The sequence below is a fragment of the Rhodospirillaceae bacterium genome, from assembly GCA_018662005.1.
In the GTDB taxonomy this organism is placed as follows: domain Bacteria; phylum Pseudomonadota; class Alphaproteobacteria; order Rhodospirillales; family JABHCV01; genus JACNJU01.
Genome location: JABJHA010000014.1, coordinates 62486 through 76558, shown reverse-complemented (window position 1 = coordinate 76558; position 14073 = coordinate 62486). Strand labels below are relative to the sequence as shown.

Sequence of the window (14073 nt, the reverse complement as noted above, 5' to 3'; positions counted from 1 at the left end):
CCTTTGCGCCTTATTTCCGGCCAGCCTCGGCGAAGGCGAAATATAATTCGCGGGCCTTGCTGTACAGGGGACCGGGTTGCAGGTTGCGGCCCTCAATCCGGGTGCAGGGGGCGACCTTGTAATAGTTGCCGGTGCCGAAAATTTCATCGGCTTCTTCAAGTTCGGCAAATGTTATGGTCCGCTCATGTACGGTTATCCCGGTGCTTTTCAGGCGCTCGATAACGCGCTGCCGTGTAATGCCGTTCAAGAATGTTCCATTGATCGCCGGGGTGTGAACCTCCCCGTCCTTGGCCATGAACAGATTGGCGTAGGCGAATTCGGCGACATTGCCTTCCGGGTCGGTCATGACGGCGGTATCGAAATCCTTTTTTTTCGCCTCAACAACGGCCCGGGCAATATTGGGGTACAGGCATGACGCCTTGGCGTCCGTTGGTGCCATATTGACGGCTGGCCTTTGGAATGATGACAGGCAGGCGGAAAAACCGTCCGGCGGGGGAATGGGAGACGGGCTGACGGTCAGGATGAAGCGGGTGCTTTCGGGGATGGGCACGATGAACCCTTCATTGCCGAAGAACATGGGGCACACGTAAAGTTCGGTGTCCTCGGGAAACTTGCGGATGCCCTGCCAGGCGAGCTCTTCGATTTCCGGCCCTGTTATTTTGGGTGCCAACCCCAAGGCTTCGGCTGACCTGATGGCGCGGGCGCAATGAAGATCAAGATCAGGGGCGACGCCTTTAAAGGCACGGGCGCCGTCGAAGACGGTTGAACTTAACCACATGCCATTGCTTTTCGGGCTGATAATCTGCGGATCCCCTTCAACCCAGTGATCATCAACGTAGGTGTAGCCTTCCTCGATGTGGGATTGGCTTGTTCCCTTGCCGAAATGCGTTTTCGCCATGGCCTATATCCTTATGCTTTAAAGTTCGTGTGCCGGGTTGTTACTGGCTGGACCAGACGATGCGGGCCATCCAGTCGACATCTTCGCTGGCCAGTTCCCGGTCGTCATGTTTCGGGTTGATCGAGGTAAGCTCGACCTTGTGGGCTGTTTGTCTGCGCAACACCTTGGCCATCACTTCGCCGCCCATTGTCTTGACGACGACCCTGTCGCCGCGGCGGATACTGGCTTGCGGGGAGACAATGACGGTATCGCCGTCGCGGTAGGCAGGCTCCATACTGTCGCCGGAAATTTCCAGGGCGTAGGCATGATCATCAGCCAGGCCGGGGAAGGGGATTTCGTCCCATGAACCGCCAATGGGGTAGCCCGCGTCATCAAAATACCCTTGCGTTCCGGCTTGCGCAAAGCCGATCAACGGCACGTTGCGAAAAATGCCGATGCCTTCCCCGTCGCCGATGTGGGAAAGGAATTCCCCCAGCGAAGCGCCGGTGGCGCGAAGGATTTTGGAAATGCTTTCGGTGCTTGGCCAGCGTTGTTTGCCGTCGCCTGAGACGCGCTTGGATTTATTGAATGTTGTCGGGTCAAGACCGGCCTGTTTTGCCAGTCCCGAAGGTGAAAACCCGTGTTCACGGGCAATGGCGTCTACGGCGCGCCAGACATCTGAATGCTTCAACATAGGAACATTATCGTACAATTATAAAAAAGATGCACGTAAAAACCTGTGGAAAACTCGCGGTGTGCGGCCTTGACATAGGAGAAAAAGTCTAATAGTTGATAATGTTCTGCTTTTGTTCCATTTTTAGGAGAGGATATCATTTTGGTACGCTGTCGCTATACACACAAAAAAATCTCACAGGCGCCAACCTTCCCGTTTTTGGATGCGCAGGAAGCCTGGTTCTGGTTTATGCGCAGCCAGCGGGCCCGTCTGGAAGGCGCAAAAATGCGCAGCGATGAAGCCGATGTCGTGCGCCCTTGTGATCCTGATGATGTCTACTGTTCGGTGATGGAATTGGTTCGGGCCCGGATTCTGGGACGCCATCATTTAAAAGTTCTGGCCAGCTTTGGTTTCAGCGAGTGCGCCCCCGACCCCAGGCTCAGGGAACAGGAAAGGGCGGCCCGTTTTTGGAACGAAGCACTGGACAGGATGACGACAATCCTCAGGAAAAAAGGCATTGTCGAATGAAGCGGGCGCTGGTCATCTTTACGGACAGAACGGACTTAAGAAAGCTGTGGCTGCTGAAACGCGGATACCGGCACTGCTTCGCGATCATCGAGGGGCGGTCCGGATGGGCCGTCTTTAATCCGCTCAGTCATTATACGGAAATCGAAACCTACCCGTCGCTGGATGAAGAGGAGATCGCGCAGTTCTATCAGGGATTGGGTTTTACGGTGCTCAGGACACAGATTGGGGAGGTTCCCAAAAAACTGGCCCCCCTGTTTCCCTATACCTGTGTCGAGGCTGTAAAACGGACCCTGGGCATCCAGGTCCGGGCCGTCGTCACGCCTTGGCAATTATACCAATTTATAGAAAATAATCATAAAATAGAAAAAAAGTCCTTGACTTATCCGTTCGATTAGCCTAGTCTCATCATTAACGAGTTGCACAACTGTGTTCCCACCCCGCCCAAGGCTTGAAGCCCGGGCGGTTTTTTTGTGAAAGTTACCCCGCATTAAATCTTTACACTGCAAACGCACTAATGAAGAAAAGGGCATAAAGCAGAAACACCGTCAAACCCGCGGCAAGTTGCAGGCGAACGTGCCATGCCCCAAAGCGATCACCTATGAAGGGTGTGAATAACCTGGATCGTAATAATTGGTAACTTCCCCACAACAGGATGTATGCAATCAACATCCAGGTAATGGGGATATAGATAGGGTTGGAATCGCCGCCCAAGTTTAGCACAATAAGCATTGTTCCCGAAAACGCGATTGACCCAGGAAGAATGATCGTCAGATAGAGCGCCAGAACCGCTTTCCAGGATTTGTAAGCGGGCTGTCCAGATGCATAAGAAAGTAGCCAAAAATTCAAGATAACAGAGTCTACCAGTACAATTATTGCGATTATCCAAAAGCCTGGATCATGTCCTCTAAGTTCCAATGCCGTGAGCACATATTCCAATACGGGATATCCGCCAAACAAGACCGCCACGAAGGCGAAGGGCAGGAAGGAAGTGTTCGGAAGCCCTTTTCTCATTTACGGTATCTCACATATTTATTTGTTGGGGGAATGTGGGTTTGAATTTACGGCAGTTCGCGAAGGACGCGGAATCCATGATTGTTGCCACTAGTGCCGCCACCGTGAATTCGATAGCGATAGGCCGGTCGGATACCTTTGGCATAGGACATTCGTGAGCCGCCCTTGATAACACGCAATCTGCATTCCCCTTCCAGCCAGGATGAGCCATCCGTTGGCGCGCCCTTGAATGAAGGGTTCCAGCAGTCCTCTATCCATTCGTAGAGGTTACCGGACACATCATATAGCCCGTAAGGGTTTGGCGGAAACGTGCCCGCAGGGCGTAACCCGACGACATCTTTGTTGGTGCCACAATATTCACAATTGGCATAATTTTCTTTGAAGTTTGCTCCCCACCAGAAACGGGTCTGGGTGCCGCCACGGGCCGCGTATTCCCATTCGGCTTCAGAAGGCAGACGATATGTCCCACCGGTTTTCTCCGATAGCCAGGCGGCATAATCCTTTGCCATCGGCCAGCTTATCCCGGTTTGCGGATAGTCATCAGGCGATTGAGTAAAAAAAGTGTCGACTATGTCACAATTTCCATCGGCAACGCAGGCCTTCCATTCCCACACCTTAACCTCGGCGCGTCCAATGGCGAAGGGGTAGGCGATGGTGACTCTGTGGACGGGCATTTCCGTTGAATCGCCAAAAACCGATCCCATAAAAAAACTACCCGGCGGGATGACGATCATTTCCGGGCAGACCTCGCAGTCTTTAAACACTGACAGGGGTTTTCGTGCCGGTTCATCAGCACTTGCCGGGAAACCGGGCAAGGCAATCCATGCAAACAACCAGACTGAGAACTTTAAAACCGACGGCACTGCGATTTCCTATCGTTGAGTCGTTTCAGATTATCACAACTATGGAAAAAGGAAATAAATTATGAGTGACTATAAAATGACAGTTTATGCAGACCCAAAAGGCCCGACAGGGCATTTTTCCGTTAGCGTCTCCGGCCCCGGTTTGGAGAAAAAGGTATCGGGAAAATATCCAGGACAGGGAGATGCAAAATTACTCCTTGGAAATAATCCCGGAGAAATCCGTGATGATGGTGAACGGGTGAAGGGTGAAGGGGTTGTCGAAAAGAAAATCTCCCTAACCGCTGAGCAAGCAGCCAATGTCCGTGATTTCATGAACAACGCAAAAACCAGTCCGGGAAATTATCAATTGCTAGATGATAACTGCGTCGATTTTGTGCAAGGCGCGTTGGATAACGCCGGGAATATGGGCAAGTTAGCGGATAAATTTGATAAAGCTGAACTCCTGAACATGGGCTCAATTACCAGTGCGGGTAGCAACGCTATCGCCAAAACAGATCGGAATGAATTGATCGATTATCAAAACCCCATCGATGGAGAACTCGGCGGTACACCCGCAGGTGATGTTCCTGATCAACCGCAAAAGCCCGTCCAGGGCGATGACGAGGTTAAAGGTTCATCAGGCGCGGACTCACTTGTTGCCGATGAAAGCGCCAAACCGGATCGCCGTCCCGAGGTCGAGAGTTTCCTTGAGGACCTGAAGACATCCGACAACCCGCTTGCAGACATCCTGCTTAAATCAACCCGTGACTGGACCGAGGACGAGGTGGGGCAGGTGCATCGGTCAGACGCTTACGCAGACCCGCTGCAAAGCGACGTTGCCGGTAAGGTTCGCCAGTGGTTCGAGGATCACTACGGTACAGACCCTGTGAACACCGACGAGACCGGCAGAATGCTGGATCCGGTGTTCACCACCGTCCCAAGAAAAGAACCGGTTGCAGCAAAGGGCAAGGATGGCCAACCGGTATTGGACGGCGTGCTTGGGGCCGGGGCTAAAATCGCCGGCCTGGCCGACAAGCGCGGCCTGTCGACAGCTATCCGCGGTGTCCAGAGCGGCCTTAACCTGCTCGGTCAATATCAGGCGGACGGTCGCAAAAAGACCGGGTCACTTAAAACAGATGGTCTGTTCGGGCCGAAGACCAAACAATCATTCAGAAATAACGTCGCCGAACTGGGTGCCCCAAGGGTTGAAAACGCGCTCGCCCTTGGCAGCTTCCAGAACCTGCTTGATAATAAACGCGGGCCTGCCCGCGGTACGCTCGGCGAGGTCGCCCATGACAGTTTCTCCGGCCTGTTCCAGAATGACAGTCCCTACAAGCCTGCCGATAAAAGCCCGACCGCCTGGGGTCTGGTCGTTCAGGACACCATCAACGATGTCGGCGCCAAAACCTTTGGCAAAGGCGCCTTCAAGCCCCTGAAGAACGACGGCTGGATTGGCCCAAAAACCGCAGGCGCGTTCGACAAGGTGTTCAAACCGACAGGAATGGGCGGCTTTATGAAGAGCCTCAGCAATAACTTCGGCTTTTTCTAAGAAAAAAAACATATAAAGGGAATAAAGACTTGACTTATCCCGTCTATTAGCCTAGTCTCCCCCTTAACGAGTTGCACAACTGTGTTCGCACCCCGCCCAAGGCTTGAAGCCCGGGCGGGTTTTTTTGTTTTTCGATTTAACCCCACTAACAAAGGAGTTTGATGTCATGGGTGGATTATTTTCAGCGCCTTCACCGCCAGCGCCACTGTCAATGCCGACGCCCCCCGATCCCGAGATTGAGGCCCGCAAGAAACGGCTTGAAGAAATTGAACGTCGCCGTCGCGGTCGTTCAGGAACCATTGCCACATCACCACGCGGCTTGCTTGGCCTTAGCGATAACACGCCCAAGCGTAAATCCCTGCTGGGTGAATAACAGGAAAAGATGATGAAAAACCAAGCGAAGAAAAAACTGATTCCCGCTGCGATCTTAAGCGAGGTTGACGTAGCATCCCGCGATAATGACACGGGCCTGACCCCCGAACGGATTGTCGAGCGTTACAAAAAATCCCTTGAGCAACGTCAGGTTTGGGAAAGTCACTGGCGCATCCCATTTTCGGTTTTTCTTCGCGCAAGTCTTCTTGATCTTCAAGCGGCCTTACGGGTCTTTTCGATGATGCCAAGAATTTCAGCGGCTGCCGTTGGAATATGGGTTCCGGGGCCATAAATTCCCGACACCCCGGCATCGTGGAGAAAATCATAGTCACGGGCCGGAATGACACCGCCGCAGATGATGATGATGTCCTCCGCATCCTGCTTGCGTAGCTCCGCGATCAATTCGGGGACAAGGGTCTTGTGGCCGCCGGCCTGGGTTGAGACGCCAATGACGTGCACGTCATTTTCAATGGCTTCACGGGCGGTTTCCGCCGGGGTCTGGAACATCGCCCCGATATCAACATCAAAACCAATATCGGCAAAAGCAGTGGCGATAACCTTGGCGCCCCGGTCGTGACCGTCCTGGCCCATCTTGGTGACCAGCAGACGCGGACGCCTGCCGCGGCCTTCCATAAACGCTTCAACTTTTGTAAGGATTTCGGCGAACGACGGGTCGTCTTCAAAGGCCGCCCCGTAAACACCCGATATGGATTGGGTGTTGGCCTGATGGCGACTATAAATCTTTTCAAGGGCGTCGGAAATTTCACCAACGGTTGCACGCGCCCGGGTCGCGACGACGGCCAGATCGAGAAGATTGCCTTCGCCGCTTTCAGCCGCTTGCGTCAGGGCGTCGAGGGCCGCCTGACAGGCCGCGTCATCGCGGTTGTCGCGGATGTTCTTCAGGCGCGCCACCTGCGCTTCGCGGACGGCATCGTTATCAATTTCCAGGGTGTCAATGCTGTCTTCGTCATCCTTGGCGTATTTGTTGACGCCGACCACCACTTCCTCGCCCCGGTCAACACGGGCTTGCTTGCGGGCCGCTGATTCCTCGATGCGCAGTTTCGGCAAACCGGCCTCGACAGCGCGGGTCATGCCGCCCATGGCGTCGACTTCATCGATCAGCTTGCGGGCCTCATTGACCAGTGAAGCGGTCAGGCTTTCAACATAGTAACTGCCACCCAGCGGGTCGATGACACGGGTGATGCTGGCTTCTTCGGCCAGCACCAGCTGGGTGTTGCGCGCAATGCGGGCCGAAAACGGCGTCGGCAGGGCGATCGCTTCATCAAGGGAATTGGTGTGCAAACTCTGGGTGCCACCAAGCACCGCAGCCATCGCTTCGATAGTGGTGCGGACGACATTGTTGTAGGGGTCTTTTTCGGTCAATGACACACCCGATGTCTGGCAGTGGGTACGCAGCATTGATGAGCGCGGATCGGTTGGATTGAACGGGCTCATCAGTTCGGACCACAGCAGGCGGGCGGCGCGCAGTTTGGCGATTTCCATAAAAAAGTTCATGCCAATGGCGAAGAAGAAACTCAGGCGTGGCGCGAAGCTGTCAACATCAAGGCCGCTTTCCACCGCCGTTTTCACGTACTGGACACCGTCGGCCAAGGTGTAGGCCAGTTCCTGCACGGCGGTCGCCCCGGCTTCCTGCATATGGTAGCCGGATATGGAGATGGAGTTGAACTTGGGCATGTGCCGGGCGGTGTAGCCGATGATGTCCGATACGATGCGCATGGAGGGTTCAGGCGGATAAATGTAGGTGTTGCGGACCATGAACTCTTTGAGAATATCGTTCTGAATGGTCCCGGCCAATTTCTCGCGCGGTACGCCCTGTTCTTCGGCGGCGACGATGTATCCGGCCAATACCGGCAGGACGGCGCCGTTCATGGTCATGGAAACGGTCATTTCATCCAAGGGGATGCCGTCAAACAGGATCTTCATATCCTCGACACTGTCGATGGCGACGCCTGCCTTGCCAACATCGCCGACGACCCGCGGGTGGTCGGAATCATAACCCCGGTGGGTCGCCAGATCGAAGGCGATGGACAGGCCCTTCTGCCCGCCCTTCAAATTGTCGCGGTAGAACTTGTTGGATTCTTCGGCCGTTGAAAATCCGGCGTATTGACGGATCGTCCAGGGCCTGCCGGCGTACATGGTGGCGCGCGGTCCGCGCATGTAAGGGGGCAGGCCGGGCAGGGTGTCGATGGCTTCCAGTCCTTCCAGATCGGCTGCCGTATAAAGCGGTTTGACCTCGATGCCTTCAGGCGTTTTCCAGACCAGGTCGTCGGGCGTGCCGCCCTTTAGTTCCTTGGTCGCAGCCTGCTGCCAATCGTTCAGTCCCTTGTTCTTGGACGATGTCACCGCAGTGCTCCTTAAAAAAGATCATTGAGCGGAAAGTATAAACACGGGACCCCATTGTGGAAAAGGAATTGTTGTGCAGGTGCGAAGAAGCGCGGCCCTCAGGTGGAAAAGTCTGTGGAAACGGGGGATAAAACCACCTTATACGGTGGAGGTTGTGGATAATCCCCACAATATGTAGCGATTTCAACTACATATAGTATGGGGGTAGGCAAGCAGTGGTAAATGTAGTAAAAATTTTTAGCATTTGACTGCTTAACGCCAACCAACAACAAGGAGGCAGGACCCGCGCAGAATCGGATTATGGGGGGGAAGTCATCACCTTTATCCCGTACGCGTCCCTGAATAATAACATGGCTATCGACTGGACACCTGATCGCGTCAAAACACTTATGGCGTTGTGGGCCGAAGGCATTCCGACACTTGAAATAGGCCGCCGTCTGGGCGTCACCAAGAATTCCGTTGTCGGCAAGGTGCACCGTCTGGGTCTGCCCAAACGTCAGTCACCGATTAATGCGACGCCAAGGGCGCCCAGGGTGGCGAAATTGCCGCAAGCGGTACGGGCCCCGTCCATGGTGGTTCCGCCGCGCGCCGATATGGTCAAGATGGAAGACCTGACATCAGGTATGTGCAACTGGCCTGAAGGGGAGCCGGGTTCTGAAGATTTGCGCTTCTGCGGCCAGCCCAGCGTCGAGGGTAAACCTTATTGCGCCGGTCATTGCGCCCGCGCCTACGTCAAAAGCACCCGCGATCGCAAGGTGGCCTGATCGCCGCTTTCTTTTGACAACCAGCAAAGTGTTCAGGGGCGGGGTCATTCCCGCCCTTTTTTTGTCAGTGTTTAGCGGCTCATCACGTTTTCGTAGGTCAGCGAGCCTTCAACCTCCAGGTCTTTGGTGGTTTCGATCAGCCGGCTGATGGCTTGCTTGGCGCGCTGGGCGGGGATGCCGTCTTTAAACTGGTAGATCAGGTCTTCTTCAAACATCTTGCGGTTTTTGTCGCTCATGTTGTTGAAAAATTTATCCTGCAACATCTCGTCCAGTTCACCGTTCTTGAGCAACACCAGTAAATCTTCATGATCGGCGACCAGTAGTAGTTTCTGAATACCGACATCGTTGGCATTCTTGATACGGCGCATGAAATCCTTGGAACGGGTGTCTTCCTTTTTTGTTGCCCCTCCCGGCGCAAGGGTTTGCATGACCTCAAGAAGTAACATCTTGATTTCCTTGCCTTCGAGCACAACTTCAGTGTCGTCGAAGTTGAGCGCGTAGACATCAGGGGCAACTTTGCGGGCTGAAATTTTCATAAACACAAAGCTCGCACAAGGACGCTTAATTGACAAGGTTCTCTGGATCGGGTCAGGATCGGGTTATGAGTTTTCTTGATCGCATAAACCAATGCAAAGCACCGGATTTATCCGCTTATCTGCCATTTATCGTGGGTGGCGAAGTGGTTGGTTATGTGAAGCCTGATTTCGCCGCTGCCTTGAAGGATTACCCCGATACCTTTGTTTGTGGCGACGAATCCGTGGCCCTCAATGAGCATCTTTCAGGCCCTGACAATCGTACCGCGGCTGTCGGCGAGGTTCTTGAAGCACTGATGCAGCGCGGTGATCTTCCCGGCTGGCGCGGCGAGAAGTATAAAGTCGCCACCTCATTTTCAGCCCCGACACTGTTTGACATTGAACGCGCCGCCGTAGCCCCCTTTGGTATTATCGGGTACGGGGTCCACTTAAACGGTGTCGTCTTGACTGATGATGGCCTGTCCATGTGGATCGCCCGGCGCAGTTTGTCGAAGCCTACCGGGCCCGGGAAACTTGATCAGATCGTCGCCGGTGGCCAGCCCGGCGGCATCTCGCTTAAAGATAATCTGCTAAAGGAATGCGCCGAAGAAGCCGCGATCCCGGCCATTATTGCCGCCGCCAGTGTGCCGGTGGGGGCTATCAGTTATGTTACCGAACGCCCCGAAGGATTGCGCCGGGATGTTCTGTTTAACTATGACCTGGCCCTGCCCGCTGACTTCAGGCCCGACAACACGGATGGCGAGGTCGAGGATTTTCAACTGATGGAACTGGACGCTGTCGCCGCCCGGGTTGGCGAGGGCGAGGACTTCAAATTCAATTGTTCGCTGGTGGTCATTGATTTTCTCATCCGCCATGGATATATCGAAGCTGACCATCCCGATTACATCGATCTGATAAACGGCCTTCACGGTCTTTAAAGTATAGGAACTTAAATAACATGAACGAAGAAGGATTAAGCGTTTACCTGTCTGGTGAAATTCACACCGACTGGCGCGAGCAAATTAAAGCGGGCATCGAGGCGGCCGGGCTGGACATTGAACTGCTTTCGCCGATCACCGATCACGCCAGCAGCGATGATTGCGGTGTCGAGATTCTGGGGGCCGAGACGGACGACTTCTGGAAAGATAAAAAGGGATCAGGCATCAACGCCATCCGCACCCGCACCATGATCGAGCGCGCCGATGTGGTCGTCGTGCGCTTTGGTGATAAATACAAGCAGTGGAACGCCGCCTTCGACGCCGGTTACGCGGTCGCCATGGGAACGCCACTTGTCACCCTGCACGATCCGGCCATCAACCACCCTTTGAAAGAAGTCGACGGGGCAGCGTTGGCCGTAGCGGAGACGCCCGAACAGGTGGTGCGGATCTTAAAATACGTGATGACCGGCGTTCTATAAACCGGCCATCGCCCCGGCCCCGCGCGGGTCGGCAACCCGGCGGGTGGCCATGCCCTTAAAAGGTGTTTGTCCATCAAGCCAACTTTCGCGATAATATAGCGATGTTGCGCTTATTCTTTCTTTTGCTGACGGTTGTTATCCTATCTTCGAGCGATGTCCTCGCCGATGATCCCGGCCTGACGCCCGTTGCAGTTCTCGTAAAAAAAGCCAAAAGAGCCATAGCCCAAAACGATCTTGGACGATCAGGACAACTCATCAACGAAATTTATGAAATGACGACGGGTCTGGACGCCGGGGAAGAAATTTCAATCAAAGACCGGGCCACACTGGATTATCATAAAAAGCTATGTCCTTACCGAAAGGCAATGGCCTCGCTGCTGACAAAACAAGACCTTGAACACCTGCATCATCAAATGCGCATTCCGGCTTTTGTATTAGTTGAGGAAAATGACTTCCCCCCCTATGTCCGGGGCATCATCAACTGCGTTCAAGACAATGGTGAACCCGTGCCGGAAGCCAAGGCGCTACGAGATGGACTTTCCTGGGCAAAGAAACTCCATGCGGCCACCGTAGAGGAAATACGCGTCATGGGGCGCGAGTATGAAACGCTGCTCGAACGACATCCTGACAATGTGAATTATGACATCCTTAACAGTTTCATAAACAGCAAAATCAAGGAAATACACTGGGAGAAGGAACACCAGGAATGGAAAAAACGTTATCCCGAAGGCCTGGGATTTCAGACGAACCTCGTAAACAAAGCCCACAAGGGCGATCTCGCCGCCCAGTTGAAGTTGGCCCGCCGCCTCGAAATTGGGCACAATTTCCGGCAGAGCAACGCAATGGCCTATTTCTGGTACAAACGCGCCCTGCAAAACGGTGGAGGTGACGTTGCCCAAACCGGAACGGACAGGCTGTTTCCCCATTTATCGGTGGCTGACTTCCTGAACATCGAGATATGGACCGAAGGGAACTTTCGGCCTTATTAAGGCACTTCAGTTCATTTATTGTTTTTTGACACATTCTTCGTATCGACGGGACAATTCCTCAGCAGTTTGTCGATGGCTTTCGCATTTGCGCTCAAGTTGTTCAAGCTTCATTTTTTGATCAGCGAGCGTATGCTTTTCAATGCCGATATTGTGTTCAATTTCTTCCAATTTTTCTTGAAGCCTTTGAATTTCATCGGTCAGGTATGCAGTACTGATAACAATTCCTATTAGAGTCTTAGTCCCCAGCCTGATTGAAGCCTGTGCTGCCGTTAATTCAAGCCTTGTGGCATTCCTTTCAGATTTCAAGTCTTCAAGCATATCTTCGGTTTTAGATACGTTATTCTCAGCGTTATCAATAGGCTTTTGGAGATCATTAATCCTTTGATTTGCAGCTCTAACTTCCCACTTAATTTTCTCACAGTCTTCCTTGTCCTCTTTTTTCTCTTCCACATCTTCCGCCCAGCATCGGCAATTGTATTCTTCACCGGGGTGGCCTTCTTCAGGCGGGTCGTCCCAAGAAAAAACTTTTCCATCAAGCTCGGCATGGGAAGAGCGCACCTTGCTGTCGCCGACTGTTCGCCAGATGTATTTCCCTTGCCTTTCGTCAGCGTCATAAAACTCAAGCAATCCGGTCGCAGGGTTCGTCGTCCCGGCGCCGCCTTTGGCTTTCAGTATCATCGCCTCGGCGGGGTTAATGTGGGCGAGCAGGGTATCGCCATGACGGCCCATGCCCTGCAACTGGCGCGCCCGGGACTGGATTTTCCGGATCGTTTCTTCTGTTGAGCCACCCGGTTTCATGACGCCATCGACGCGTAATGCGCTGGCGCGCTGGAAATCTCGGATGGCGTCGATCAGGGCGTGGTCGGGGAATTCAGTCAGTCCCCATTTTGGTGGTTCGTAGAATCCCCTGTCATACAAAAAGCGCTTCGCCGACAGAACGTCTTTCGGCCTGGCGTTTACGTTTTCGGCAATGGGGTGGCTCAATTTGAAAATTCTTGTCATGGTTTTATCTCCTGATGAAAGGCTGAGGTGTCTGTCGGCGTGTTGGCTTCCGTCGCCGTTAAAAAGATTGGCGGGCACAAAAAAACCGCTCAGGCTTTAGCCTGGGCGGCGGTTTGTTCTTCGGTCTGTGCGGCGCTGGTTTTTTAAATCACCGACAGGCCGGACAAAAAAAGTGGCCCCGAAATGCAAACGCATTTGTGCCACTCGTTAAGGGGGAGTATAGGATAAAAATATCGGAAAAACAAGGAAAATATATATAAAATAAGTTAATTTTCCTTATTTAGCGATCATATTTTAGTCGATTCCGGCCATGGCCCTGACCACCTCTGGACTGTTACCCGCTTCACGCAGGGCCCTGATGGTCTCTGACTTGTGGCGCTTTGCCAGCCTGCGACCGTCCTTGTCATTCAACAGGGGATGATGGTGGTAGGTGGGGACGTTCAGGTTCAGCAATTCCTGCAGCAGGCGGTGAACATCTGTTGAGGGCAACAAATCCTCGCCGCGACTGACCAGAGTGACACCCTGCAGATCATCGTCAATGGTGACGGCCAGATGATAGCTGGTCGGGATGTCTTTGCGAGCCAAAACCACATCACCGAATTGCTCTGGACGGGCCGTGAATTCCAGGTTGTCTGTGTCTCGCCAGATGAGCGGGCCCTTTATCCCCGATAAAGCCCTATGGGTATCAAGCCTGAGGGCGAAGGGCTCCCCGGCTTCTCTGCGCTGGGTGGCTTCTGCCCGCGTAAGGCCGCGACAAATACCCGGATAGTGTGGCCCCTCCGGCCCTTGATGGGGGGCACCACCCGCCGCTGCGATCTCGTCGCGGATATCCTTGCGCGAGCAGAAACAGGGATACAGCAACTCCATGTCTTCGAGCCGCGCAAGCGCTTCCTCGTAAGTATCCATATGATCGGATTGCCGCCGCACCGGAAGCTCCCACTCAAGTCCCAGCCAGTCGAGATCTTCAAAAATGGCGGTCTCGAATTCGGCGTGGCAGCGCAGGGGATCGATGTCTTCGATTCTTAGCAGCAACTGGCCTGCTGCCTGTTTGGCCAGGTTTTCGGCAAGTAAGGCCGAATAGGCATGACCCAGATGCAACAACCCCGTTGGCGACGGGGCGAACCGGGTGACAATGGCGCGGTCGGGTGAGGGCATATTCATTTTAGAACTATA

17 protein-coding genes are annotated in these 14073 nt (G+C 53.7%); 9 read left to right on the top strand and 8 right to left on the bottom strand.

The window, feature by feature from the left end; translation table 11 throughout:
• Positions 1–10 precede the first annotated feature (10 nt).
• Entirely contained in the window at positions 11–898 is an 888-nt protein-coding gene (locus HOL66_07385; protein MBT5244051.1) for a branched-chain amino acid aminotransferase, read from the bottom strand.
• A 40-nt stretch (positions 899–938) separates the two neighbouring features.
• Positions 939–1571, bottom strand: coding sequence for a helix-turn-helix transcriptional regulator (locus HOL66_07380; GenBank protein MBT5244050.1), 633 nt, complete (start codon positions 1569–1571; stop codon positions 939–941).
• Between the two features lie 138 nt (positions 1572–1709).
• Between HOL66_07380 and HOL66_07375 the strand changes: the two genes are divergently transcribed.
• Positions 1710–2078 carry a hypothetical protein gene (locus HOL66_07375; GenBank protein ID MBT5244049.1) on the top strand — a complete coding sequence of 123 codons (369 nt, stop codon included), beginning with the start codon at positions 1710–1712 and terminating at the stop codon, positions 2076–2078.
• Positions 2075–2473 carry a hypothetical protein gene (locus HOL66_07370; protein ID MBT5244048.1) on the top strand — a complete coding sequence of 133 codons (399 nt, stop codon included), beginning with the start codon at positions 2075–2077 and terminating at the stop codon, positions 2471–2473. Before HOL66_07375 ends, HOL66_07370 begins: the two co-directional genes overlap by 4 nt.
• Before the next feature lie 100 nt (positions 2474–2573).
• Here HOL66_07370 and HOL66_07365 read toward each other — a convergent pair whose 3' ends face one another.
• Positions 2574–3089, bottom strand: a complete 516-nt coding sequence (locus HOL66_07365; GenBank protein MBT5244047.1) for a hypothetical protein — start codon at positions 3087–3089, stop codon at positions 2574–2576.
• 47 nt (positions 3090–3136) lie between these two features.
• A complete protein-coding gene (locus HOL66_07360; GenBank protein ID MBT5244046.1) occupies positions 3137–3952 on the bottom strand; it encodes a formylglycine-generating enzyme family protein in 816 nt (271 codons plus the stop codon).
• A 61-nt stretch (positions 3953–4013) separates the two neighbouring features.
• Here HOL66_07360 and HOL66_07355 point away from each other — a divergent pair, with 61 nt between their 5' ends.
• The 3 genes from HOL66_07355 to HOL66_07345 all read left to right on the top strand — a co-directional run bounded on the left by HOL66_07355 (position 4014) and on the right by HOL66_07345 (position 6144).
• Complete coding sequence (locus HOL66_07355) at positions 4014–5480, top strand: hypothetical protein (protein MBT5244045.1); 1467 nt, start codon at positions 4014–4016, stop codon at positions 5478–5480.
• A 166-nt stretch (positions 5481–5646) separates the two neighbouring features.
• Positions 5647–5853: a hypothetical protein gene (locus HOL66_07350; GenBank protein ID MBT5244044.1), complete on the top strand. Its 207-nt coding sequence runs from the start codon at positions 5647–5649 to the stop codon at positions 5851–5853.
• A 9-nt stretch (positions 5854–5862) separates the two neighbouring features.
• Positions 5863–6144: a hypothetical protein gene (locus tag HOL66_07345; GenBank protein MBT5244043.1), complete on the top strand. Its 282-nt coding sequence runs from the start codon at positions 5863–5865 to the stop codon at positions 6142–6144.
• Here HOL66_07345 and scpA read toward each other — a convergent pair.
• A complete protein-coding gene (scpA, locus tag HOL66_07340; protein MBT5244042.1) occupies positions 6066–8216 on the bottom strand; it encodes a methylmalonyl-CoA mutase in 2151 nt (716 codons plus the stop codon). The two genes, HOL66_07345 and scpA, sit on opposite strands and share 79 nt — an antisense overlap.
• A 356-nt stretch (positions 8217–8572) precedes the next feature.
• Between scpA and HOL66_07335 the strand changes: the two genes are divergently transcribed.
• A complete protein-coding gene (locus HOL66_07335; protein MBT5244041.1) occupies positions 8573–8980 on the top strand; it encodes a global cell cycle regulator GcrA-like protein in 408 nt (135 codons plus the stop codon).
• 71 nt (positions 8981–9051) lie between these two features.
• Here the strand turns inward: HOL66_07335 and HOL66_07330 are convergent, their stop codons facing one another.
• Entirely contained in the window at positions 9052–9516 is a 465-nt protein-coding gene (locus tag HOL66_07330; protein MBT5244040.1) for a hypothetical protein, read from the bottom strand.
• Between the two features lie 65 nt (positions 9517–9581).
• Here HOL66_07330 and HOL66_07325 point away from each other — a divergent pair, with 65 nt between their 5' ends.
• The 3 genes from HOL66_07325 (at position 9582) to HOL66_07315 (ending at position 11898) form a co-directional block, all read left to right on the top strand.
• The gene (locus tag HOL66_07325) at positions 9582–10430 is read left to right on the top strand and encodes a DUF4743 domain-containing protein (protein MBT5244039.1); all 849 of its coding nucleotides are present in this window, start codon (positions 9582–9584) and stop codon (positions 10428–10430) included.
• 20 nt (positions 10431–10450) lie between these two features.
• Complete coding sequence (locus tag HOL66_07320; protein ID MBT5244038.1) at positions 10451–10909, top strand: YtoQ family protein; 459 nt, start codon at positions 10451–10453, stop codon at positions 10907–10909.
• A gap of 101 nt (positions 10910–11010) precedes the next feature.
• Positions 11011–11898 (top strand): hypothetical protein, encoded by an 888-nt coding sequence (locus HOL66_07315; GenBank protein MBT5244037.1) that lies wholly within the window; start codon positions 11011–11013, stop codon positions 11896–11898.
• Between the two features lie 15 nt (positions 11899–11913).
• On the opposite strand, the gene HOL66_07310 is transcribed toward HOL66_07315, so the two are convergent.
• Complete coding sequence (locus HOL66_07310; GenBank protein MBT5244036.1) at positions 11914–12900, bottom strand: minor capsid protein; 987 nt, start codon at positions 12898–12900, stop codon at positions 11914–11916.
• A 294-nt stretch (positions 12901–13194) separates the two neighbouring features.
• On the bottom strand, positions 13195–14061 hold the full coding sequence (gluQRS, locus tag HOL66_07305; GenBank protein ID MBT5244035.1) for a tRNA glutamyl-Q(34) synthetase GluQRS: 867 nt from the start codon (positions 14059–14061) through the stop codon (positions 13195–13197).
• Between the last annotated feature and the right edge of the window lie 12 nt (positions 14062–14073).